At 73.9% G+C, this 22,031-nt stretch carries 23 protein-coding genes; 9 read left to right on the top strand and 14 right to left on the bottom strand.

Annotation, left to right across the window (positions count from 1 at the left end; translation table 11 throughout):
- Positions 1–71 precede the first annotated feature (71 nt).
- Complete coding sequence (locus tag ACFWP3_RS24840; RefSeq protein WP_384224899.1) at positions 72–1,484, top strand: aldehyde dehydrogenase family protein; 1,413 nt, start codon at positions 72–74, stop codon at positions 1,482–1,484.
- A gap of 93 nt (positions 1,485–1,577) precedes the next feature.
- Positions 1,578–2,657, top strand: coding sequence for a Zn-dependent alcohol dehydrogenase (locus ACFWP3_RS24835; RefSeq protein WP_384224896.1), 1,080 nt, complete (start codon positions 1,578–1,580; stop codon positions 2,655–2,657).
- A gap of 244 nt (positions 2,658–2,901) precedes the next feature.
- Here ACFWP3_RS24835 and ACFWP3_RS24830 read toward each other — a convergent pair whose 3' ends face one another.
- On the bottom strand, positions 2,902–3,549 hold the full coding sequence (locus ACFWP3_RS24830; RefSeq protein WP_384224893.1) for a TetR/AcrR family transcriptional regulator: 648 nt from the start codon (positions 3,547–3,549) through the stop codon (positions 2,902–2,904).
- A gap of 78 nt (positions 3,550–3,627) precedes the next feature.
- Between ACFWP3_RS24830 and ACFWP3_RS24825 the strand changes: the two genes are divergently transcribed.
- Both ACFWP3_RS24825 and ACFWP3_RS24820 read left to right on the top strand, forming a co-directional pair.
- On the top strand, positions 3,628–4,779 hold the full coding sequence (locus ACFWP3_RS24825) for an acyl-CoA dehydrogenase family protein (RefSeq protein WP_384224891.1): 1,152 nt from the start codon (positions 3,628–3,630) through the stop codon (positions 4,777–4,779).
- Between the two features lie 87 nt (positions 4,780–4,866).
- Positions 4,867–5,496 carry a TetR/AcrR family transcriptional regulator gene (locus tag ACFWP3_RS24820; RefSeq protein WP_384224889.1) on the top strand — a complete coding sequence of 210 codons (630 nt, stop codon included), beginning with the start codon at positions 4,867–4,869 and terminating at the stop codon, positions 5,494–5,496.
- 61 nt (positions 5,497–5,557) lie between these two features.
- Here ACFWP3_RS24820 and ACFWP3_RS24815 read toward each other — a convergent pair whose 3' ends face one another.
- Complete coding sequence (locus tag ACFWP3_RS24815) at positions 5,558–6,019, bottom strand: MaoC family dehydratase (RefSeq protein WP_362306513.1); 462 nt, start codon at positions 6,017–6,019, stop codon at positions 5,558–5,560.
- 108 nt (positions 6,020–6,127) lie between these two features.
- On the opposite strand from ACFWP3_RS24815, the gene soxR reads away from it, so the two are divergent.
- Positions 6,128–6,571: a redox-sensitive transcriptional activator SoxR gene (gene soxR / locus ACFWP3_RS24810; protein ID WP_384224885.1), complete on the top strand. Its 444-nt coding sequence runs from the start codon at positions 6,128–6,130 to the stop codon at positions 6,569–6,571.
- Here the strand turns inward: soxR and ACFWP3_RS24805 are convergent.
- From ACFWP3_RS24805 to ACFWP3_RS24790, 4 genes are all read right to left on the bottom strand, one after another.
- Entirely contained in the window at positions 6,552–7,319 is a 768-nt protein-coding gene (locus ACFWP3_RS24805; protein ID WP_384224883.1) for a 3-keto-5-aminohexanoate cleavage protein, read from the bottom strand. The genes soxR and ACFWP3_RS24805 overlap by 20 nt on opposite strands.
- A complete protein-coding gene (locus tag ACFWP3_RS24800; RefSeq protein ID WP_384224882.1) occupies positions 7,316–7,897 on the bottom strand; it encodes a hypothetical protein in 582 nt (193 codons plus the stop codon). Before ACFWP3_RS24800 ends, ACFWP3_RS24805 begins: the two co-directional genes overlap by 4 nt.
- A gap of 95 nt (positions 7,898–7,992) precedes the next feature.
- A complete protein-coding gene (locus ACFWP3_RS24795; RefSeq protein WP_384224880.1) occupies positions 7,993–9,438 on the bottom strand; it encodes a serine-threonine protein kinase in 1,446 nt (481 codons plus the stop codon).
- Positions 9,439–9,523: 85 nt separating this feature from the next.
- Complete coding sequence (locus tag ACFWP3_RS24790; RefSeq protein ID WP_384224877.1) at positions 9,524–10,879, bottom strand: exo-beta-N-acetylmuramidase NamZ domain-containing protein; 1,356 nt, start codon at positions 10,877–10,879, stop codon at positions 9,524–9,526.
- Between the two features lie 159 nt (positions 10,880–11,038).
- On the opposite strand from ACFWP3_RS24790, the gene ACFWP3_RS24785 reads away from it, so the two are divergent.
- The 3 genes from ACFWP3_RS24785 to ACFWP3_RS24775 are packed head-to-tail and all read left to right on the top strand — an operon-like array spanning position 11,039 to position 14,203.
- Positions 11,039–11,809, top strand: coding sequence for an SDR family oxidoreductase (locus ACFWP3_RS24785; protein WP_384224874.1), 771 nt, complete (start codon positions 11,039–11,041; stop codon positions 11,807–11,809).
- Positions 11,806–13,548, top strand: a complete 1,743-nt coding sequence (locus ACFWP3_RS24780; RefSeq protein ID WP_384224868.1) for a class I adenylate-forming enzyme family protein — start codon at positions 11,806–11,808, stop codon at positions 13,546–13,548. Before ACFWP3_RS24785 ends, ACFWP3_RS24780 begins: the two co-directional genes overlap by 4 nt.
- A gap of 49 nt (positions 13,549–13,597) precedes the next feature.
- Positions 13,598–14,203: a TetR/AcrR family transcriptional regulator gene (locus tag ACFWP3_RS24775; protein WP_384224864.1), complete on the top strand. Its 606-nt coding sequence runs from the start codon at positions 13,598–13,600 to the stop codon at positions 14,201–14,203.
- Between the two features lie 2 nt (positions 14,204–14,205).
- On the opposite strand, the gene ACFWP3_RS24770 is transcribed toward ACFWP3_RS24775, so the two are convergent.
- The 8 genes from ACFWP3_RS24770 to ACFWP3_RS24735 all read right to left on the bottom strand — a co-directional run bounded on the left by ACFWP3_RS24770 (position 14,206) and on the right by ACFWP3_RS24735 (position 20,158).
- Positions 14,206–14,841 carry an acetate uptake transporter gene (locus ACFWP3_RS24770; protein ID WP_384224861.1) on the bottom strand — a complete coding sequence of 212 codons (636 nt, stop codon included), beginning with the start codon at positions 14,839–14,841 and terminating at the stop codon, positions 14,206–14,208.
- Between the two features lie 130 nt (positions 14,842–14,971).
- The gene (locus ACFWP3_RS24765) at positions 14,972–16,186 is read right to left on the bottom strand and encodes an acyl-CoA dehydrogenase family protein (protein WP_384224859.1); all 1,215 of its coding nucleotides are present in this window, start codon (positions 16,184–16,186) and stop codon (positions 14,972–14,974) included.
- 12 nt (positions 16,187–16,198) lie between these two features.
- Positions 16,199–17,257, bottom strand: a complete 1,059-nt coding sequence (locus tag ACFWP3_RS24760; protein WP_384224856.1) for a phosphotransferase family protein — start codon at positions 17,255–17,257, stop codon at positions 16,199–16,201.
- Between the two features lie 149 nt (positions 17,258–17,406).
- On the bottom strand, positions 17,407–18,324 hold the full coding sequence (locus ACFWP3_RS24755; protein WP_384224854.1) for an MBL fold metallo-hydrolase: 918 nt from the start codon (positions 18,322–18,324) through the stop codon (positions 17,407–17,409).
- 204 nt (positions 18,325–18,528) lie between these two features.
- Positions 18,529–18,825 (bottom strand): hypothetical protein, encoded by a 297-nt coding sequence (locus ACFWP3_RS24750; RefSeq protein WP_384224851.1) that lies wholly within the window; start codon positions 18,823–18,825, stop codon positions 18,529–18,531.
- A gap of 93 nt (positions 18,826–18,918) precedes the next feature.
- Positions 18,919–19,242, bottom strand: a complete 324-nt coding sequence (locus tag ACFWP3_RS24745) for a DUF202 domain-containing protein (protein WP_384224849.1) — start codon at positions 19,240–19,242, stop codon at positions 18,919–18,921.
- Positions 19,239–19,637, bottom strand: a complete 399-nt coding sequence (locus ACFWP3_RS24740; protein WP_384224847.1) for a YidH family protein — start codon at positions 19,635–19,637, stop codon at positions 19,239–19,241. The genes ACFWP3_RS24745 and ACFWP3_RS24740 overlap by 4 nt, the downstream gene beginning before the upstream one ends.
- A complete protein-coding gene (locus ACFWP3_RS24735) occupies positions 19,634–20,158 on the bottom strand; it encodes an NUDIX hydrolase (RefSeq protein WP_384224844.1) in 525 nt (174 codons plus the stop codon). The genes ACFWP3_RS24740 and ACFWP3_RS24735 overlap by 4 nt, the downstream gene beginning before the upstream one ends.
- Before the next feature lie 84 nt (positions 20,159–20,242).
- On the opposite strand from ACFWP3_RS24735, the gene ACFWP3_RS24730 reads away from it, so the two are divergent.
- The gene (locus tag ACFWP3_RS24730; protein ID WP_384224842.1) at positions 20,243–21,898 is read left to right on the top strand and encodes an FAD-binding dehydrogenase; all 1,656 of its coding nucleotides are present in this window, start codon (positions 20,243–20,245) and stop codon (positions 21,896–21,898) included.
- The last annotated feature ends 133 nt before the right edge of the window (positions 21,899–22,031 follow it).

Genomic DNA, 22,031 nt, shown 5'->3' with positions numbered 1-22,031 from the left:
CTACCGACGCTAGTTTGTAGGGTGTCCGCGAGGTCAGTTCTACGCGCTCGTGCGTGCTCGGGAGGAATGCCATGAAGGCCCACGACGGGATGTACATCGGCGGCGCATGGCTGCCCGCCACCGGACGCGACCGCATCGAGGTCGTCAACCCGGCCGACGAGACGGTCATCGCCTCGGTTCCGGCCGGCACCGCGGAGGACGTGGACGCCGCCGTACGGGCGGCCCGCGCGGCCTTCCCGGGCTGGGCGGCCACGGCTCCGGCCGAGCGGGCGGCGCTGATCGGCGCCCTGCGCGACGTGCTGGCCGCCCGCAAGGGCGAGATCGCCGAGACCATCACCGCGGAACTCGGCTCCCCGCTCGGCTTCGCGGAGATGGTCCACGTCGGGGCGCCGCTCGCGGTGGCCTCCTCGTACGCCGAACTGGCGGCCTCGTACTCCTTCGAGGAGCGGCTCGGGAACTCCACCGTGCTGCTCGAACCGATCGGTGTGGTCGGGGCCATCACGCCCTGGAACTATCCCCTGCACCAAGTCGTTGCAAAGGTGGCGCCCGCTCTCGCCGCCGGCTGCACCCTCGTCCTCAAGCCGGCCGAGGACACCCCGCTGACCGCACAGCTCTTCGCCGAAGCCGTGCACGAGGCGGGCATCCCGGCCGGAGTCTTCAACCTGGTGACCGGGACCGGCCCGGTCGCCGGGCAGGCCCTCGCCGCGCACGAGGGAGTCGACCTCGTCTCCTTCACCGGCTCGACCGCTGTCGGCAGGCAGATCGGCGCCACCGCCGGGGCCGCCGTCAAGCGGGTCGCCCTCGAGCTGGGCGGAAAATCGGCCAATGTCATCCTGCCCGGGGCCGACCTCGCCAAGGCCGTCGCCGCTGGCGTGGGCCACGTCATGAACAACACCGGCCAGAGCTGCAACGCGCTCACCCGCATGCTCGTCCACCGGGACCAGTATGAGGAGGCCGTCTCGCTCGCGGCCGCCGCCGTCGCCACGTACCCCACCGGCGACCCGACCGACCCGGCCACCCGCCTGGGCCCGGTCATCAACGCCAAGCAGCACGCACGCGTACGCGGGTACATCGCCAAGGGTGTTGAGGAGGGGGCTCGCCTCGTCGCCGGCGGCGCCGAGGCCCCGCACGAGCGGGGGTACTTCGTCGCGCCCACCGTGTTCGCCGACGTCACCCCCGACATGACCATCGCCCAGGAGGAGATCTTCGGCCCCGTGCTGTCGATCATCGCCTACGAGGACGAGGAGGACGCCCTGCGCATCGCCAACGGCACCGTCTACGGGCTGGGCGGCGCGGTCTGGGCCGCGGACGAGGAGACGGCCGTGGCCTTCGCCCGCCGCATGGACACCGGCCAGGTGGACATCAACGGCGGCCGCTTCAACGTGCTCGCGCCCTTCGGCGGCTACAAGCAGTCGGGCGTCGGCCGCGAGTTGGGCCCGCACGGTCTGACGGAGTACCTCCAGACCAAGTCCCTGCAGTTCTAAGCCGACCCGCACCGGCTCCGCCCCGCACAGCCTGCCCCGCACTGTCCGCCTGTCCCGCCCGTTCCGAGCCGCCCCGATCCGGAGAAGACGATCATGGTCCGCGCCGCCATCCTGCCCGCCGTCGGAGCCCCGCTCGAGATAAGGGAGATCGTGCTGCCCGATCCCGGGCCCGGGCAGGTCAGGGTCCGGCTGACCGCGGCCGGGGTCTGCCACTCCGACCTGTCCCTCACCAACGGCACCATGCGCGTGCCCGTGCCCGCCGTCCTCGGCCACGAGGGCGCGGGTACGGTCCTCGCCGTCGGGGAGGGTGTGACCCATGTCGCCCCCGGCGACGGGGTGGTGCTCAACTGGGCCCCGTCCTGCGGGCAGTGCCACCACTGCTCGATCGGCGAGGTCTGGCTCTGCGCGCAGGCGCTGACGGGTGTCGGGGCCGTCTACGCGCACGACGCGCAGGGCGCCGAGCTGCACCCGGGGCTGAACGTGGCCGCGTTCGCCGAGGAGACCGTCGTCGCGGCCAACTGCGTGCTGCCCGCGCCCGCCGGGATCCCGCTCGCCGAGGCCGCCCTGCTCGGCTGCGCGGTCCTCACCGGCTACGGAGCCGTGCACCACAGCGCCCAGGTCCGCCCGGGCGAGTCGGTGGCCGTGTTCGGGGTGGGCGGGGTCGGCCTGGCCGCTCTGCAGGCCGCCCGGATCGCGCAGGCGGGCCCCATCGTGGCCGTCGACGTCTCCCCGGCCAAGGAGGAACTGGCGCGGGCGGCGGGAGCCACCGATTTCGTGCTCGCCTCCGACACCACCGCCAAGCAGATCCGCGCCCTGACCGGAGGCCAGGGCGCGGACGTCGCCGTCGAGTGCGTCGGCCGGGCGCAGAGCATCCGCGCGGCCTGGGAGTCCACCCGCCGGGGCGGCCGGACCACGGTGGTCGGGATCGGCGGGAAGGACCAGGAGGTCACGTTCCACGCGCTGGAGATCTTCCACTTCGCCCGCACCCTCACCGGCTGTGTCTACGGCAACAGCGACCCGGCCCGTGACCTCCCGGTCATCGCCGAACACGTCCGCGCGGGCCGGCTCGACCTCGGCGCCCTGGTCACCGACCGCATCACCCTCGACGGCATCCCGGCCGCGTTCGACGCCATGCTGGCGGGCAAGGGCGGCCGCTCCCTGGTCGTCTTCTAGGGGCCGCCCCGCCCTCGGTGGGCCGCGCCGGCCCGGCCCTGCCCGCGCCGGCCCGGCCCTGCCCGTGCCGGGCCCTGCCCGTGCCGGGCCCTGCCCGTGCCGGGCCCTGCCCGTGCCGGGCCCTGCCCGTGCCGGGCCCTGCCCACGCCGGCCCTGCCCACGCCGGCCCTGCCCACGCCGGCCCTGCCCACGCCGGCCCTGCCCGCGCCGGGCCGGGCCCTGCCCTGCCGTGCCGGGCCGTGCGTCACGCGGATGTGCGGATCGCCTCGTACTGGAGGGCAAGGCCGTCCAGCAGGGCCGCCAGGCCGGTTTCGAAGGCGCCCTCGTCCACCTCGTGCTGGCGCTCGGCCAGCAAGTGGGCCTGTCCCAGGTGCGGGTAGTCCGCCGGGTCGTATGCCGTCTCGTCGTCCACGAAACCCCGGGCGAAGGAGGCCATCGCCGAGCCCAGGATGAAGTACCGCATCAGCGCGCCGATCCGGGTCGCCTGCGCCGGGGGCCAGCCGGCCTCCGTCATCGCGCCGAAGACCGCGTCCGCCAGCCGCAGGCCCGCCGGCCGGCGCCCCGGGCCCCGCGCCAGCACCGGGACGATGTTGGGATGGTCGGACAGGGCGTCCCGGTACGAGTGGGCCCAGGCGTGCAGGGCGTCCCGCCAGTCCAGGCGCCGGCCGGGCTCGAACATCGACAAGTCGACCCGCGCGCTCACCGCGTCCGCGACCGCGTCCAGGATCTCGTCCTTGGTGCGGAAGTGGTTGTACAGGGACGGCCCGCTGACCCCCAGTGCGGCCGCCAGCCGCCGCGTCGACACCGCCTCCAGCCCCTCCGCGTCCACCAGCGCACCCGCCGCCTCGACGATGCGGGCTCTGCTGAGAAGGGGCTTGCGCGGTCTGGCCATGCGCCACATAGTAGGGCCTGCCCGCCATAAACTACCGGTGCTAGTTAAAGGCCGGGACGAGACGCCCGGAGGTGCCCGGTGGACCTGGAGCTGAGCGAGGAGCAGAGCGCCGTACGCCGGCTCGCCCGAGAGTTCACCGAGCGCGAGGTGGTCCCGTACGCCGCCGCCTGGGACCGCGCCGAGAGCGTCGACCGGGGCATCGTGAAGAAGCTCGGGGCGCTCGGCTTCCTCGGCCTGACCGTCCCCGAGGAGTACGGCGGCTCCGGCGGCGACCACCTCGCGTACGTGCTGGTCACGGAGGAGCTCGGGCGCGGCGACTCCGCCGTGCGCGGCATCGTCTCCGTCTCCCTCGGCCTGGTCGCCAAGACCGTCGCGGCCTGGGGGACCGAGGAGCAGAAGCACGCCTGGCTGCCCCGCCTGTGCTCCGGGGACGCGCTCGGCTGCTTCGGCCTGACCGAGCCCGGCACCGGCTCCGACGCCGGGAGCCTCACCACCCGTGCCGTGCGCGAGGGGGACTCGTACCGCCTGAGCGGCAGCAAGATGTTCATCACCAACGGCACCTGGGCCGACGTCGTACTGCTCTTCGCCCGCACCGGTGACGAGCCCGGCCACCGCGGGGTCTCCGCCTTCCTCGTCCCCACCGACACCCCCGGCCTCACCCGCCACGAGATCCACGGCAAGCTCGGCCTGCGCGGCCAGGCCACCGCCGAGCTCACCCTCGACGGGGTCCGCGTCCCGGCCTCGGCCATGCTCGGCCCCGAGGGCAAGGGCTTCTCGGTCGCCATGTCCGCGCTGGCCAAGGGGCGGATGTCGGTCGCCGCCGGCTGCGTCGGCATCGCCCAGGCCGCCCTGGACGCGGCCGTCTCGTACGCCGCCCAGCGCGAGCAGTTCGGCAAGCCGATCGCCCACCACCAGCTGGTCCAGGAGCTGATCGCCGACATCTCGGTCGACGTGGACGCCGCCCGCCTGCTGACCTGGCGGGTCGCCGACCTGATCGACCGCGGGCAGCCCTTCGCCACCGAGTCCTCCACCGCGAAGCTCTTCGCCTCCGAGGCCGCCGTCCGCGCCGCGAGCAACGCCCTCCAGGTGCACGGCGGTTACGGGTACATCGACGAGTACCCGGCAGGGAAGCTGCTCCGCGACGCCCGGGTGATGACCCTCTACGAGGGCACCAGCCAGATCCAGAAGCTGCTCATCGGTCGCGCGCGCACCGGGGTTTCCGCCTTCTGAACGGATCCGCCGCGCGCGGGCTCGCTAAGCGCTTGCTCACCCTCCGGTAAGGTGTCACTCCCATACGGCGAAGAGGGTGAGTGAGCGATGGACAGCGCGGCGGAGACGGCCGACGGCTACCAGCCGTGGTCCGAGGTCAGTCCCGACGCGGCGCGGCGGCTGCTCATCGCGGCGGTCGAGGCCTTCGCGGAGCGCGGCTACCACGCGACCACCACACGTGACATCGCGGGCCGCGCCGGGATGAGCCCGGCCGCCCTCTACATCCACTACAAGACCAAGGAAGAGCTGCTCCACCGGATCAGCCGGATCGGCCACGACAAGGCCCTGGAGATCCTCACCATCGCGGCCGACGGCCCCGGGGGCGCCTCCGAGCGGCTCGACGCGGCCGTGCGCTCCTTCGTACGGTGGCACGCCGCGCACCACACCACCGCGCGCGTGGTCCAGTACGAGCTCGATGCTCTCGCTCCGGAGCACCGCTCCGAAATCGTGGCACTGCGCCGCCAGAGCGACGCCGCGGTGCGCCGCATCCTCGCCGACGGAGTCGAGGCGGGGGAGTTCGCCGTCCCCGACGTGCCCGGCACCACCCTCGCCGTACTGTCGCTCTGCATCGACGTGGCCCGCTGGTTCAGCGTCTCCGGATCCCGCACGCCCGACGAGGTCGGCGCGCTCTACGCCGACCTCGTACTCCGCATGGTGGGCGCGCGGCCCCGCGGCTAGCCCCGGCCCCCAGGCCGGCGGCGGAAGCCGTCCGGCAGCGGCAGCGGCGGCCGGACGCCGGTCAGAAGTAGTAGCGCGACACCGACTCCGCCACGCACACCGGCTTGTCGCCGCCCTCGCGCTCCACGGTGACGGTGGCCGCGACCTGTACGCCGCCCCCCGCCTCCGTGACCTCGGTGATCACGGCGGTCGCGCGGAGCCGCGAGCCGACCGGCACCGGCGCCGGGAAGCGCACCTTGTTCACCCCGTAGTTGATGCCCATCTTCATGCCCTCGACCCGCATGATCTGCGGCACCAGGCTCGGCAGCAAGGACAGGGTCAGATAGCCGTGCGCGATCGTGGTGCCGAAGGGTCCGGCCGCCGCCCGCTCCGGGTCCACGTGGATCCACTGGTGGTCGCCCGTGGCGTCCGCGAAGAGGTCGATCCGCTTCTGGTCCACCTCCAGCCACCCGCTGGGCCCGAGCGGTTCGCCCGTCCCGGCGTGCAGCTCCTCGGCGGACGTGAAGATCCTCGGCTCGGCCATGCCCTGCTCCTGCCTCTCACTCACGGATGCGCCGGGGCGAACAAGCGCTTGCTCAGCATGCTGGGACCGTATGTGTATGTCAACGGACCGCCGACTACCCTCGACCGCGTGCCGCAGATTCCCGAGAAGGTCCACGAACTCACCGTCGGCCAGCTGTCCGCCCGCAGCGGGGCCGCCGTCTCAGCACTCCACTTCTACGAGGCCAAGGGCCTGATCAGCAGCCGCCGCACCTCCGGCAACCAGCGCCGCTACACCCGTGAGGCGCTGCGCCGGGTCGCCTTCGTACGCGCCGCCCAGCGCGTGGGCATCCCGCTCGCCAGCATCCGCGACGCCCTGGCCCAGCTCCCCGAGGAGCGCACCCCCACCCGCGAGGACTGGGCCCGCCTCTCCGCGGCCTGGCGCACCGAGCTCGACCAGCGGATCAGCCAACTCGGGCGGCTGCGCGACCACCTGACCGACTGCATCGGCTGCGGCTGCCTCTCCCTGGAGACCTGCGCGCTGTCCAACCCGGACGACGTCTTCGGCGAACGGATCACCGGCTCGCGGCTGTAGCCGGCGCGTGCCGCGCCAGCAGCTCCCGGGCCGCCGCCACCAGTTCGGCGTTCGACCGCGCCGGCCGCCCGTCCGGCAGGCGCAGCACCTCGCCCACGCCGGTCCGCGTGCCCGTCCCGCAGCGCGCGGCCAGCCGCAGCACCGGCCAGGCGGCGGCCTCCCGCCCGAACAGCACCACCGCCACCGGCGGCAGCCCGCGCAACCCGGCCACCAGCGCCGGATCGGCCGAGGCGAGCTCCGCCACCAGCCGCACCCGCCCGGGCGTCCGCACCGGCCAGGCCAGGAACCGGGCCATCGGCTCAGGCCCGGCCGGTCCGCCCAGCGGAACCAGCGCGTCCACCGCGACCCCCCGGTCCAGCAGCGCCTGCGCCAACTCCGCTGCCCCCGGCTCCGCGAAGCCCACCTCCGCCCGGTCCGGCAGCACGGCCCAGGACCGGACCCGCTCCAGCCGCCCCGCCGGATCGGGCTCGGCCGCCACGCTCACCGGCACCGACAGCGGTACGGAGACCCCCGTGCCCCGCAGCGCCTCCAGCACCGGCCCGACCACCCGCGGCGACAGGCTCTGGCGCCCGCACGGCGTCCGCGGGCTCACCAGCACCTCCCCGGCCCCCGCAGCGACCGCCGCCGCGGCGGCCTCCGCCAGATCCTGCGGCGACATCGGAACGGCCGCCCCCTCGGCGGCGCTCCGGGCCCCGTTCAGCGACACCGCCGGAGCCGCGGACGCGTGCCGCGCTGCCCCGGGTCTCATGCGGCCCCCGCGGTCGGCGTGTCCGCGAGCGCCGGTCTCGGCACCACGATTCCGCAGCCCGCGCACACCGGACCTTCCCCGGCCCACGCCTGCTCCCAGGCACCGACCGCGGGCACGGCCGGCCAGCGCAGCTCCTCGTCGCCGCAGACCGGGCAGGCCTTCCCCGGCTCCGACTCCAGCGCCTTCACCAGCCGTCGCAGCACCTCGCCCAGCGCCCCCTCCGGCCGCACCCCCGGATCCGCGCACCGCACCACCGCGTCCCCGCTCCCGCCCCACGTCCACCCCGGCCGGCGCAGCCCGTCGTGCTTCTCCCGCCGGCGCCGCTCCGCGAACTGGCGCTCGTACTCCAGCCAGACCGCCCGCGCGTCCTCCAGCTCCTCCAGCGCGGCGACCAGCCGCAGGGGGTCGGCCCCCCGGTCCTCCGGGGCGATCCCGTGCCGGTCGCACAGGTGCCACCACGTGGCCCGGTGCCCGTAGGGAGCGAACCGCTCCAGACAGCGGCGCAGGGAATGGCGCCGCAAGGCCCGGTCGTTGCGTGCGTCACGCACCTGGTATGCCAGACTCCGGAATCCCGCCATCGCACCTTCACCTCCGCCGATGTGCCCAACATGCCCTGCGGGTGCCGGGCGCATGCGGGGGCGGTCGAGGCGTGCGGGTGGCACATGGCCGGAATTCAGCGCCCCATGCGCCCCGCCGCAACCACCAGCCGGGCCAGTTCCGCATGGCAGATGTCGCTGTGCGCCCCCGAGGGGGCGCCGCCGCGCCGCACCACCGAGCCCGCGTCCACGCTGACGCAGCCCGCCGCCGGAACCCCCTCGCGCAGGGCGGTGTCCAGCGTCAGCCGGGGCGCGCCCGCCACGGCACGCACCCCGTCGTGCCCGATCGCGCCCCAGCGTTCGTCGAGGCCCAGCAGTCCGGCCGAATCGCCCGCCATCCGGGAGGCCAGCGGATAGAACACCCGCAGGGAGGTGTCGTGCGGGGAATGGCAGGCCACCACCGGTCCGTCGACCTTGCGCTGGAGGCCGCCCAGGGCGCCGGCGCGGTTCCTGTCGTGCGGCAGCCGGTCCGAGAACACGTAGTGGGAGAAGGCTCCCTGGAGCAGGGTCAGGGAGCCGATGTGCCGGGCGCCGTCCGGCACGGCGCGCAGGGAGAACGACACCAGCCGCGCCCCGAAGCTGTGCCCGATCAGATGGATCCGCAGGCCCGGACGCCGGTGCGCGAGCTCCGTCAGCACCGGGCCGAGGCCGCGCTCGCCGACCACGCCCGCCCGCTTCTTCATCTTGTAGTACGTAGCCTGCCGCAGCAGCTCCTTCGCGCCGTTCCACAGCGGTCGCAGCCCGCCGCCGAACGCCAGAGGCCGCTCACCGGCGCCCCCGGCCGGCCCGCCCGCCTCGCCCAGCGCTTCGGCCAGCGCCCGGCAGACCTCCAGGACGTCCTCCGCGAAAACGGCCGGTACGGGCGCCGCCGAAGGCATGAGGACCGCGGCGTCGACCGTGCCCGCCGCGCCCGCCGTGCCCGCCGGGTCCGCCCCACCCGCCGCATCCGCCGTATCGGTCGTGTCCGTCACCTCGGCCACGTCGACGACGTCCACACCGGCGAGCTCCCGTACGAGCGCCCCGAACTCGATGAAGGCCGCCTCCGACTCCGGCCGCTCCTCCAGCAGTTCGGCCACCCGGTCCAGCTCCGCCTCCCGCCCGGGCCAGAACTCCCCGAGCGCCCGCCGGGTCCCGGGGTCCAGCGCCGTCCCGAAGCCGGGCTCCGCGAGTGCGCCCCGCTCCTCGAAGTCCGGTATCGGCTCGTCGGAGAAGCGCATCGAGGGCCATACGACGCCCACGTACCCCAGCCGTACCCCCGGCCCCACCAGCCCCGGGAACGGGGCGAAGAACCGTTCGTACAGCCGGGTCGCCGTGGAGCGGTCGCTGTTCCAGCCGTGCGCGAAGACCAGCAGGTCCGTGGCTTCGATCCGGGCCACCGCCGCCAGTGAGCCCCGGTCCACATCGCCCTCGGAGTCGAAGGTCAGCTCCGCATACGGCCCCACCCCGATCCCGGCCCCGACCCCGGCCCCGGCCGCGACCCCGACCCCGACCCCAGTCCCGGCCCCGACCCCGCTGTCCGCCATGACCCGTCCCCCTCCACGCCGCGCGCCCGGTGGATCCAGCATCCTGCGGGTACGCCCGCCCGGCCAGACCCCCGACGCCGCCGGCTCACCCGTAGAGCAGGTACTCCGCGCGCACCGCCTCGAACCGGGCCAGCCCCGCCGCCCAGTCACCCGCGATCTCCTCCACCCCGGCCCCCGCGTCCACCAGCTTCCGCACCCGGTCCGATCCCGTCAGCCGGTCGATCCAGTGGTCCGTGCGCCAGGCGAAGCCGCTCCACGACCGCCGGGCCGTGACCAGCAGCCCGATCCCGGCCCGTACCGGATCGAAGGCCTCGCGGTCGTGCACGATCAGCCGGACCCCGCCGCACACCTTCCCCACGTGCTTGGAGAACGACGGCGTGAAGTACGCCTCCCGGAACCACACGCCGGGCAGGTCCAGCGCGTTCGCGGCCTCCGCCCACCGCCGGTCCACGCCCTCCGCGCCCAGCACCTCGAAGGGGGTGGTCGTCCCGCGCCCCTCGGACAGGTTCGTCCCCTCGAACAGGCAGGTGCCGGCGTACGCGAGAGCCGTGTCCGGGGTCGGCATGTTCGGGCTGGGCGGCACCCAGGGCAGCCCCGTCTCCCCGAAGAACGACCCCCGCCGCCAGCCGGTCATCTCCACCGTCCGCAGCCTGACCGACTTCTCGGGCAGCCGGGACAGGAACTCGCCGTTGAACAGCAGGGCCAGCTCGGCCGCCGTCATCCCGTGCGCGAGCGCGATCGGCTCCCGGCCCACGAAGCTCGCGTACGGAGCCTCCAGCACCGGCCCCGCGGCCCGCCGGCCGCCCACCGGGTTGGGCCGGTCCAGCACCACCACCGCCTTGCCGGCGAGGGCGGCCGCGCGCATGCAGTCGTAGAGCGTCCAGATGTAGGTGTAGAAACGCGCCCCGACGTCCTGGATGTCGAAGACGACGGTGTCGACACCGGCGGCCGTGAACACGTCCGCGAGCCGTTGCCCGCTCTTGTCGTACGTGTCGTACACGGGCAGCCCCGTCGCCGGATCCCGGGACGCCCCCTCGGAGCCGCCCGCCTGCGCCGTCCCGCGGAACCCGTGCTCCGGGCCGAACACCGCGACCAGGTCCACCCGTTCGTCCGCGTGCAGTACGTCGACCAGGTGGCGGGCGTCGGCGGTGATCCCGGTGGGGTTGGTGACCACCCCGACCTTCTGCCCGGCGAGTACGGCGTACCCGTCCGCGGCCAGGCACTCGAAGCCGGTCCGCACCTGCCCCGCCCGTGCGGCGGCCGCACCGCCCACCGCCGGAGCCGAGCCCACCGCCCCGGCAGCCCCCACCGCCCCGGCAGCCCCCACCGCCCCGGCAGCCCCCACCGCCCCGGCAGCCCCCACCGCCCCGGCAGCCCCCACGGCCCCCGCCGCCCCCATGGCCCCCGCCAGTCCCAGCACCCCGCGTCGCGAGAGAGTCATCCCGCCACGCTAGGGCGCAGCCCCCTTCCGTCCCGACATACCGACTGGTTAGTCTGCCCACGGTTCCACAGCCACCGCCCGCCTCCGCCCGCGACAGCCCGCAGCCCGCCGCCGGCCACCACCGTCACCCCCTGCCGTCCCTCCCGAAAGGTGATTCCCGTGAGCACGAACGCGTTCCAGGACCAGCGAGTCGTCGTCACCGGCGCGGGCGGCGGGATCGGCGCCGCCCTCGCCCACCGCTTCGCCGCCGAGGGCGCCACGGTGGTCGTCAACGACCTCGACGCGGCCAAGTCGGCCGCGGTGGCGGACGCGATCGGTGCCCGCGCGATCTCCGTCCCCGGTGACGCGTCGGCGATCGTCACCGAGGCCCTGGAGGCCCTCGGCGGCGGGATCGACGTCTACTGCGCCAACGCCGGACTGGCCTCCGGCGGCGACGCCTTCGCCGACGAGGCCGTCTGGGAGGCGGCCTGGGACACCAACGTCATGGCCCACGTCCGCGCGGCCCGGCTGCTCCTGCCGGACTGGCTGGAGCGGGGGAGCGGCCGCTTCGTGTCCACCGTCTCCGCCGCCGGACTGCTGACCATGATCGGGGCGGCGCCGTACAGTGTCACCAAGCACGGTGCGCTCGCCTTCGCCGAATGGCTCTCGCTGACCTACCGCCACCGCGGTGTCCAGGTCCACGCCATCTGCCCGCAGGGGGTGCGCACCGACATGCTGACGGCCGCGGGATCGGCGGGTGAGCTCGTCCTCGCACCGACCGCGATCGAGCCGGCGGCGGTCGCTGACGCACTGTTCGACGGCATGGAGAAGGGCCGGTTCTTGATCCTCCCGCACCCCGAGGTCGCGGACTTCTACGCCGCCCGCGCCACCGACCCGGACCGCTGGCTGAGCGGTATGAACCACCTCCAGCGCAAGTGGGAGACACCGTGACCCCCGTGGCCTCCCCGTACGCCGCCAAGCCGTGGCTCGGCCTGCTCAGCCCGGCCCAGCGGGCGCCCGTCTCCCCGCCGCCGACCGTGCTGCACGCCTTCCGCGCGGCCGTGGCCCGGGCCCCCGAACGCACCGCGCTCGCCTACTTCGACGGGAGCACCGGCTACGCCGAGGCCGACGCGCTCTCCGACTCGGTGGCCGGCCACCTCGCGGCGCGCGGCATCGGCCGCGGTGACCGGGTCGCGGTCATGCTGCAGAACACCCCGCACTTCGTGCTGGCCGTCCTCGCCGCCTGGAAGGCCGGGGCGGTCGTGGTCCCGCTCAACCCCATGTACAAGGCCGGCGAGGTCGGGCACATCCTGCGCGACTCCGGGGCCGCCGCGCTGGTCTGCGACGGCCGCGCCTGGTCGGCGTACCTGCGCGAGGCCGCGGAGGACACGGCCGTACGGACCGTCCTGACCGCCTCCGACCTGGACTTCCAGACCCGCAACGACCCGCGCGTCCTCGGCCCCGCGCCCGCCCCGCATCCCCTGCCCCGGCAGGCGGCCCCGCCCGCCCCGGGGGATGGCGCGGCCGGGCGGAGCGACCGCGTCGCCCCGCCGGCGGCGGCCCTGAACGTCAGCGACCTCCACACCGTGGCCCACGGCAGGCGGCCCGCGCCGCCGGACCCGCGGCTCACCGCCGACGACACCGCACTCATCAGCTACACCTCCGGCACCAGCGGCACCCCCAAGGGCGCGATGAACCCGCACGGCGCCCTCACGTACAACGCCGTCCGCCAGGTCACCGCCCACCCGCTCCCCGAGGGCGCCACCTACTTCGCCCTCGCGCCGCTCTTCCACATCACCGGCATGGTGTGCGAGCTCGCCGCCTGCTTCGTCAACGCCGGCACCCTCGTCCTCGCCCACCGGTTCGACGCCGCGGTCGTGCTCGACGCCTTCCTGGAGCACCGGCCCGCCTACACCGTCGGCCCGGCCACCGCCTTCATGGCCCTGGCCGCCCATCCGGAGGCGACCCGGGAGCACTTCGCCTCGTTCCGGGTGATCTCCTCGGGCGGCGCCCCGCTGCCGCCCGCGCTCGTCGAACGGCTGCGCGGAGCCTTCGGCTTCTACCTGCGCAACGGCTACGGCCTCACCGAGTGCACCGCTCCCTGCGCCAGCGTCCCGCCGCACCTCGAAGCCCCCGTCGACCCGGCCTCCGGCACCCTCTCCGTGGGAGTCCCCGGCGCCGACACCGTCGTACGGATCCTCGACGAGCGGGGCGCGGAGGTGCCCTTCGGCGAGACCGGCGAGATTGCCGTCCGCGGCCCGCAGGTCGTGCCCGGCTACTGGGGCCTGCCCGACGACACCGCCAAGGCCTTCCCGGACGGCGAACTGCGCACCGGAGACGTCGGTTTCATGGACCCGGACGGCTGGCTCTACGTCGTCGACCGCAAGAAGGACATGATCAACGCCTCCGGCTTCAAGGTGTGGCCGCGCGAGGTCGAGGACGTGCTCTACACCCACCCGGCGGTGCGCGAGGCGGCCGTGGTCGGCGTCCCGGACCCCTACCGGGGGGAGAGCGTGAAGGCGTACGTCAGCCTCCGGCCCGGCGCCCGCGCGGAACCGGCCGAACTGTCCGCCTACTGCGCCGAACGCATCGCGGCCTACAAGTACCCGCGCCAGGTGGAGATCCTGCCTGTTCTGCCGAAGACCACCAGTGGCAAGATCCTTCGACGGGAACTGCGCGACCGCGGCTGAAAACAGTCGGATGGTCGTACAGCTGGAATGGGAAGGGAAGGTCGGAGCCATGGCTGCCAGGACCACGGAACCCGAAGGCACGCACGAGGCCCCGGTACCGCAGCGGCTGCTGGCCGTCGCCACCCGGCTGTTCGCCGAACGCGGCTACGACCGCACCTCCGTACAGGAGATCGTCGAGGCGGCCGGGGTCACCAAGGGCGCGCTCTACCACTACTTCGGGTCCAAGGACGACCTGCTGCACGAGGTGTACGCGCGCATGCTGCGCCGCCAGCAGCAGCGGCTCGACGCGGTGGCCGGATCCGACGCGCCGGTCGAGGACCGGCTGCGGGCGGCCGCCGCCGACGTGGTGGTCACGACCATCGAGAACCTCGACGACGCGATGATCTTCTTCCGCTCGATGCACCAGCTCAGCCCGGAGAAGTTCAAGCAGGTGCGCGCGGAGCGCCGGCGCTACCACGAGCGCTTCCGGGCGCTGATCGAGGAGGGCCAGCGCAGCGGCGTGTTCTCCACGGCCACCCCCGCCGACCTGGTGGTGGACTACCACTTCGGGTCCGTGCACCACCTGTCGACCTGGTACCGCGCGGACGGGCCGCTCACCCCGCAGCAGGTCGCCGATCACCTCGCCGACCTGCTGCTGCGCGCACTGCGTCCCTGAGCTCAGCCCAGCGGGAGGACCTTGCGGCCCCAGGTCTCCTCGGTCACCACGGCGAACGAGATGTACCAGGCGATCCCAGCGCAGAGCAGGCCGAGGTAGCCGCCGACGTGGCCGAGGGCGGTGACCTGGGACAGGTCGCCCAGGGCCAGGAACAGGAAGGTCAGCGCCAGCACGCCGAACAGCAGCCGGTGCGCCAGGTCGAGCTTCATGGCGGCGACGGACATGTAGGCCGTGAAGACGAACCAGGCGACGAGGAACCAGCCGGTGGCGATGTGCGCCTGGCCGGCCGGCAGCGTAGGCACGACGAACTTCACGTAGCCCGCGAAGGCCATCCAGAAGGCGCCGTACGAGACGAAGGCCGTGGTCGCGAAGGTGTTGCCGCGCCGGAACTCCATCACGCCGGCCGCGAACTGGGCGATGCCGCCGTAGAAGAGCGCGAGCGGCAGCACGACGGCGCTGAGGGCCGCGTTCGCGATCAGCCCCGAGTTGAAGAGGCTGAGCACGAAGGTGGTCAGGGCGAACGCGGCCAGGCCGAGCGGCCCGGGGTTCGCGACCGAAGCCTGCGGCGCGGGGGCAGGGGAGGCCTCGGCGTGGTGGGCCGGGGCCTGCGGCGCGGGGGCCAGGGTGGAGCTGGGCATGGCGAAGGGCACTTTCGGTGGGGGGAGAACTCGAATATATCGGACTCCCCGACTGGTCTGGACCACCGAAGGTCCACCCGCCGGGGGCAGAGGTCCCAACCCCTGTCCCCGTCCGGGCCCCCGCCCGCCGCTACATGTACCGCTTCAGCTCGCGCCGGGCCAGCGAGCGCTGGTGCACCTCGTCCGGGCCGTCCGCCAGCCGCAGCGTCCGCGCCGCCGCCCACAGCTCCGCGAGCGGGAAGTCCTGGCTCACCCCGCCCGCGCCGTACAGCTGCACCGCGTCGTCCAGGATCCCCACCACCGCCCGCGGGGTCGCGATCTTGATGGACTGGATCTCGGTGTGCGCGCCCCGGTTGCCGGCCGTGTCCATCAGCCAGGCCGTCTTCAGGACCAGCAGCCGCAACTGCTCCACCGTGACCCGGGCGTCCGCGATCCAGTTCTGTACGACGCCCTGCGCGGCCAGCGGCTTGCCGAAGGCCGTACGGTCCACGGCGCGCCGGCACATCAGCTCGATCGCCCGCTCCGCCATGCCGATCAGCCGCATGCAGTGGTGGATGCGGCCCGGCCCGAGCCGCGCCTGGGCGATGGCGAAGCCGGTGCCCTCCTCGCCGATCAGGTTCGCCGCCGGGACCCGCGCCCCGTCGAAGACCACCTCGGCGTGCCCGCCGTGGTCGTGGTCCTCGTACCCGTACACCGTCATCGCCCGGCGCACCTCGACCCCCGGGGTGTCGCGCGGCACCAGGATCATCGACTGCTGGCGGCGCGGATCGGAGCCCTGCGGATCGGTCTTGCCCATCACGATGAAGATCTTGCAGTCCGGGTTCATCGCCCCCGAGATGAACCACTTGCGGCCCGTGACCACATACGTGTCACCCGCGCGCTCGATCCGCGTCTCGATGTTGGTCGCGTCCGAGGACGCCACCTCCGGCTCGGTCATCGCGAACGCGGAGCGGATCTCCCCGGCCAGCAGGGGCTCCAGCCACTGCTTCTTGTGCTCCTCGGAGCCGAACTGCGCGAGCAGCTCCATGTTCCCGGTGTCCGGGGCTGCGCAGTTGGTCGCCATCGGGGCCAGGTGCGGGCTGCGGCCGGTGATCTCGGCGAGCGGGGCGTACTGGAGGTTGGTCAGCCCGGCGCCGTACGCGGCGTCCGGCAGGAAGAGGTTCCACAGTCCCTGGCGGCGCGCCTCGGCCTTCAGTTCACCGAAGACGGCCGGGGTGTCCCAGGGCGAGGCCAGCCGTGCGCGCTGCCCGGCGGCGACGGCCTCCGCCGGGTAGACGTACTCCTCCATGAACGCGAGCAGCCGCTCGCGGAGTTCCTCGGTCCGGGCGTCGAATGCGAAGTCCATCGGTTGTGTGCCTCAGCCTTCGTGGCGGTTTCGAGGTGTGCGGGGGGCCTGGAGCGTGGTGAGACCGTGCTCGATGAAGACCGGGACCAGCTCGCCGATCCGGTCGAAGCCCGCGCCGACGGTCTGCCCGAGCGTGTAGCGGTAGTGGATCCCCTCGAGGATCACCGCGAGCTTGAACCAGGCGAACGCCGTGTACCAGGCGATCGCACCGGTGTCCCGCCCGGAACGGGCCGCGTACCGCTCGACCAGCTCGGCGGGGGACGGATGGCCCGGAGCCCCGCTGGTCGTGCTGACCGGGGACTCGGTCAGGCCCAGGTCCGAGCTGTACATCACCAGCAGCCCGAGGTCGGTGAGCGGATCGCCCAGCGTGGACATCTCCCAGTCCAGCACCGCCCGGATCCGGTCGTCCGGACCACCGATCAGTACGTTGTCCAGCCGGAAGTCCCCGTGCACCACGGTCGGCGCGGGGGAGACGGGCAGCGACCGGCCGAGCGCGCCGTGCAGTTCGTCGATCCCGGAGAGCTCCCGGCCCCGGGAGGCCGCGAGCTGCTTGCCCCAGCGGCGCAGCTGCCGGTCCAGGAAGCCCGCGGGACGGCCGAAATCGCCCAGGCCGACGGCCTCGGGGTCCACCGCGTGCAGGTCGACCAGGGTGTCGACCAGGCCGAGCACCGCCCGCCGGGTGCGTTCGGGGCCGATCGCGGCGAGCTCGCCCGCCGTCCGGTAGGGAACCCCCTCCACGTACTCCATGACGTAGAACGGCGCGCCCATCACGGACTCGTCCTCGCACAGCAGCACCGGCTCCGGAACCGGTACGGCCGTCCCGTGCAGGGCGGCGATGACCCGGTGCTCGCGCCGCATGTCGTGCGCCGTGTCCAGGACGTGGCCGAGCGGGGGACGGCGTACGACCCAGCGGCCGGCACCGTCGGTGACCTCGTACGTGAGGTTCGACCGGCCCCCTTCGATCAGGCGGGCGCTCAGCGCCCCGGCCACGAGCCCGGGCCGCGCCGTGTCGAGATGGCCGCGCAGCCGTTCCAGATCGAGGCCTCGCGGACCGTCCGGGGCTGGGGTCATGGGTGGGCACCTCCGTACGCAGTTCGACGGTGACTGTTCACTCGGAGGTAATCATGCCGACCAGTCGGTATGCCGTCCAGGGTGCGGGCCGAAAACTCCTCCGGCCCGCACCTCACCCCGCCCCGCCGCGCGGGCGTGCTCGGCTGCGCTCAGGCATGGCAGAGGATCGGCGTCCCGCCGTTCATCACCGTCATGTCCTTCAGCACCGCCAGGATGTCCAGCGGAGCGCCTTCCGGCTCCCCGGCCAGTTCCGCGTACGCCCGGTGCAGGTTCGCCACCAGCCGCTCGCTCTCCCGCCACGCCGCGAACTCGCCGAGATCGGCCCGCCGGGCCGTCTCCAGCGGACTAAGCCCCTCCGCCCGCCCCTCCCGGGCCAGTTCGGCCACGTACCGCAGGTAGCGCTCGGTGGCGTCGTAGGCCGACGCGTCGGTCAGCGGCCCGTGGCCCGGTACGACGGTCTCCGCGTCCAGCGAGCGCAGCAGCTCCAGCGCCCGCAGCGAGCCGGCCAGGGAGCCCATCGCGAGGAAGGGAGTGCCCTCGGCGAAGACCAGGTCGCCGGTGAACACGACCCGCTGCCGGGGCAGCCACACGATCGAGTCCCCGGTGGTGTGCGCGACGCCCGGGTGGATGACCCGCACCTCCGTCCCGCCGACGTGCAGGGTCATCCGGTCGCTGTAGGTCAGGTCGGGCGCGGTGATCTCTATCGAGCCGAAGTCGGTCGCGGGCCAGATCATCTCGAGCTGGTGCCCGGCGGCGAGCTGCTCGGCCCGCGCGTTGTCGTGCCCGAGGACCAGCGCCTCGGGCGTGAACACGCCGTTGCCGTAGGTGTGGTCGCCGTGGTGGTGGGTGTTCACGACCGTGCGGGGTAGCGGTACGCCGGTGGCCGTGACGGCCTCGCGCAGGGCCAGCGCGCGCCGCTCGGTGGCGGCGGTGTCGACGAGCAGGGTCCGGCCGCCGTCGCTGACGAACCCCGCGTTGTTGAGGCACCAGCCGCCGTCCGGCTGGACGTAGGCGTACACCCCCGGTGCGGGCTGGACGAGGTACGGCTTGTCGACGGTCGCGGTCATCTGCGCTCTCCCCGGGTCGCTTTGACGGGCGGTCGGCATCCTGCCAGCCGTCGCGGCGCCGGGGGAGGGCGGGTGGTGCTCCTGGGCGGACTTTCGGCCGTCGCGGCCGTCGAGGCCGCGTGCCTCGGCGGTCGCCGGCAGTCGCCGGCGGCCGCCGGCGGTCGTCAGCAGCTGTCGGCAGAGGTCAGCGGTCGCCGGCAGCCGTCAGTGGTCGTCGTAGTGCCCGTCGTGCTCGGCGTGCCGGTGTCCGTCGTGCACGTAGTCCACGTGGTCCCCGTGCCGGACCGACTCGTGCCCGCAGTCCGAGCCGTGCACGTGCGTGTGGCCGTCGTGCGTGGTGTGGCCCTGGCTCTCGCACTCGTCCCAGTGCCCGGAGTGCTCCCGGTGCAGGTGGCCGTCGTGCGCGTAGTCGAGGTGGTCGCCGTGCGAGACGGCCTGGTGCCCGCAGTCGGGGCCGTGGGTGTGGGTGTGGGTGGGGTGTTCCATGTGCTGGATGCTCATGGGGCCGAGGCTAGTGCGGATCGTCCTGAATCGCCCGTTCTGTCCGATGAGTCTGCGGATGGTACGGGAAAGGCGGATCAGCCGATCATCGCCTCAGATGATCACGATCACCGCGAACACCGCCAGCGCCAGGGTGCAGGCCACCACGCCCAGGGCCGCGCGCGGCGCCAGCCCCGGCGGCCGGCCGGCGGCCAGCGCCCGGATCCGCCGGTGCGCCACCCCCAGGAACGCCAGCCAGACCAGCGCGGTCACCGCCGCCCCGGCCACCTCAAGCGGCCGGCCGGACCCGCGCACCGCCTGCCGCAGCGCCAGCACCGCGACCACCGACGAGGCCAGCGTCGTACGCCGCCACGCGAGCCGGGTCCGTTCCGGCTGCAGCCCCGCGTCGCGCACCTCGCCGTCCAGGGTCGGGCTCACCGGCCCGACGTCCAGCCCAGCGCCACGACCACCACCATCGCCACCGCGACCAGTCCGACCCCCAGGCTCAGCACCACCGGGAACCGCGACACCGGCAGGTCCTCGCCCCGCCGCATGGCCCGCTCGCACCGCACCCAGTGGTTCACCGCGCGCAGCGCGCACGCCGCGCCCACCGCCAGCAGCGCGAAGGCCATCCCGACCCGAATCCCCCACCGCAGGTCGGGCAGGAACTGGTCGACGGCGAAACCGCCGCCCACCAGCGCCAGCGCGGTCCGGATCCAGGCGAGGAAGGTCCGCTCGTTGGCCAGCGAGAAGCGGTAGTCGGGGGTCTCGCCCTCGTCCTGGAGGCCCTGCGGCGCGAACCAGAGGCGGACGTCTTTGACGAAGTCGATCACACAGGCAATCTACGGCGGAACTCCCGCAGCCGCCGGTGCGCCTCCAGCCCGTCCGGCACCCAGGGCCACTCCCCGTCGGCGACGCGCCGCTCAAGCTCCTCCGGCGAGAGGTAGGTGTGCCAGTCGACCTCCGACTCCTGCGGGGCCACCGGCAGCTCGCACCGCACCTCGTGCACATACGACCACCAGGCCCCGCCCGGCCCCTCGTACAGGAACTTGAACAGCGGCGCAGGCTGGGGCAGCCCGGTCACCCCGAGCTCCTCCTCGGCCTCGCGCAGCGCGGCCGACGCGTAGCTCTCCCCGGCGCCCAGCACGCCGCCCACGAACATGTCGTAGTACGAGGGGAACACCAGCTTCGAGGCGGTGCGCCGGTGCACGAAGATCCGCCCCCGCGCGTCCACGGCCTGGACGAACACGCAGCGGTGGATCAGCCCCCGCGCGTACACCTCGCCCCGCGGGGCCTGCCCGACGACCCGGTCGTCCCGGTCCACCACGTCCAGTACTTCATCAGCGGCACTCACGGGTTCATCCAACCACCGCTGTTGACTGGTTACCGCTCCGTAGCCAAGGATCTGCCCCACCACCGACGGAGGACGGGTATACGCATGACGTACGACGCAGACGTGATCGTGATCGGCGCCGGGCTGGCCGGGCTCGCGGCCACCGCCGAGCTCGTCGACGCGGGCCGCAAGGTCATCCTGCTCGACCAGGAGCCCGAGCAGTCCATCGGCGGCCAGGCCCACTGGTCCTTCGGCGGGCTGTTCCTCGTGGACTCGCCCGAGCAGCGCCGGATGCGGATCAAGGACAGCCGCGACCTCGCCCTCCAGGACTGGCTGGGCACCGCCGGCTTCGACCGCGCGGAGGACGGCTGGCCGCGCCGCTGGGCCGAGGCCTACGTGGACTTCGCCGCCGGCGAGAAGCGGCCCTGGCTGCACGCGCAGGGCGTCCGCTTCTTCCCGGTGGTCGGCTGGGCCGAGCGCGGCGGCTACGACGCCGAGGGCCACGGCAACTCCGTCCCCCGCTTCCACATCACCTGGGGCACCGGCCCCGGCCTGGTCGAACCTTTCGAGCGCCGGGTCCGGGCCGGAGTGGCCCGCGGCCTGGTCCAGCTGCGCTTCCGCCACCGGGTGACCGGGCTCTCCCGCACCGCGGGCGCGGTGGACACGGTGACCGGCGAGGTCCTGGAGCCCTCCGACGCCGTACGGGGCGCCGCGAGCGGCCGCGAGACCACCGGGGCCTTCTCGCTGCGGGCCCAGGCCGTGATCGTCACCAGCGGCGGCATCGGCGGCAACCACGAGCTCGTACGCGATCAGTGGCCCGCGCGGCTCGGCACCCCGCCCGAGCGGCTGCTGTCCGGGGTCCCCGCGCACGTGGACGGCCTGATGCTCGGGATCGCCGAGAAGGCGGGCGCCAGCCACATCAACAAGGACCGGATGTGGCACTACACCGAGGGCATCGGGAACTGGGACCCGATCTGGTCCCGGCACGGCATCCGCATCCTGCCCGGCCCCTCCTCGCTCTGGCTGGACGCGACGGGCCGGCGGCTGCCCGTACCGCTCTTCCCGGGCTTCGACACCCTCGGCACCCTCGACCACATCATGAAGACCGGCCACGACCACACCTGGTTCGTCCTCAACCAGCGCATCATCGGCAAGGAGTTCGCCCTCTCCGGCTCCGAGCAGAATCCCGACCTCACCGGCAAGTCGGTCCGCGACGTCATCAACCGGGCCAGGCAGGCGGTCCCGGGGCCGGTGAAGGCGTTCATGGACAACGGCGCCGACTTCGTCGTCGAGCGGGACCTGTCCGCCCTGGTGCGCGGGATGAACGCCGTCACCAAGGAGGGCCTGATCGACGAGGCCGAACTGCGCCGGGTGATCACCGCCCGGGACCGGGAGATCGCCAACCCGTTCAGCAAGGACCTCCAGGTCACGGCCATCCACGGGGCCCGCAAGTACCTCGGCGACAAGCTGATCCGCACGGCCGCGCCGCACCGGATCCTGGACCCCGCGGCCGGGCCGCTGATCGCCGTACGGCTGTCGATCCTGACCCGCAAGTCCCTGGGCGGCCTGGAGACCGACCTCTCCTCGCGCGTCCTGGCGGCCGACGGCGAGCCGCTGCCCGGCGTCTACGCGGCGGGCGAGGCGGCCGGCTTCGGCGGCGGCGGGGTGCACGGCTACCGGGCCCTGGAGGGCACCTTCCTGGGCGGCTGCATCTTCTCGGGCCGGGCGGCGGGCCGGGCGGCGGCCAAGGCGGTCGGCTGACCGCGACGGCCCAGGCCCGGCCGGCCGCCCGGCCAGTCGCCCGACGCCCGACGCCCGACGGAGGCCCGGTCGCTGGCCCGACGGAGGCCCCGGCCGCTGGCCCCGGTCGGCCCCAGCCCGCGGCCCCAGCCCC

This window comes from Streptomyces sp. NPDC058525, from assembly GCF_042719495.1.
Taxonomy (GTDB): Bacteria; Actinomycetota; Actinomycetes; order Streptomycetales; family Streptomycetaceae; genus Streptomyces.
This window is presented reverse-complemented; position numbering and strand designations above follow the sequence as displayed.